A 596-nucleotide genomic window follows, 5' to 3' on the forward strand; every position below is an offset into this window, starting at 1 on the left:
TCAAACAGATCATTGATGACACTACTGAACTGCGCGTATCGCGGTGCAAAACTGTAACCGCATAGATCCAGTAAGGCGAAGTTAACATGATTGACACCGTGTGTATCTGTCGAGAGTACGTCAGGTTTGATTTCACTGCTGTTGGATTGTAACAGGTCATAAATATAGTGTGATTCGTGCTCGTTGGAACCGATGATCCGAGCATTGAGGGCGCTGTGGTTGGCCACCAGTGTCATGGCCGTGATCCCTTTGTTGGTGCCGAAATACTTAGAGGAGTACCGGGTTTTAAAGGTTTCCAGATGGGTTTCGAATTTCTGACCATCCGCACTGGCATGCAGCTGGTCCTCCTGAATATGGTAGTGGCGGAAGATGGGTAGCGCTGCAACCGCATTATTGATCACGTCGCTGGCGTCATGCAGCGTTTCAGGCCGGATATAGTTGGCCTGCACCGTACTCAGGTGTTCATAGCTTCGATCGGAGATCTGCGCCATGCCATACACACCACGGTGAGTGGCGTTGGCAATCAGAATGGCCAGTAAATCATCCTGATGAGTGAACCCTTGTTTTTGTATCGGAAGTACATGAGTCAGACATTT

Annotated in this window: 1 protein-coding gene; it reads right to left on the minus strand. The window is 49.2% G+C overall.

Annotated features, from left to right (window positions below):
• Nucleotides 1-596: Tn3 family transposase (locus tag ACFI6L_RS20285; protein ID WP_462574707.1), on the minus strand; the 596-nt coding region annotated here is incomplete at both ends.

This window comes from Alteromonas sp. G4i35 (assembly GCF_054960375.1).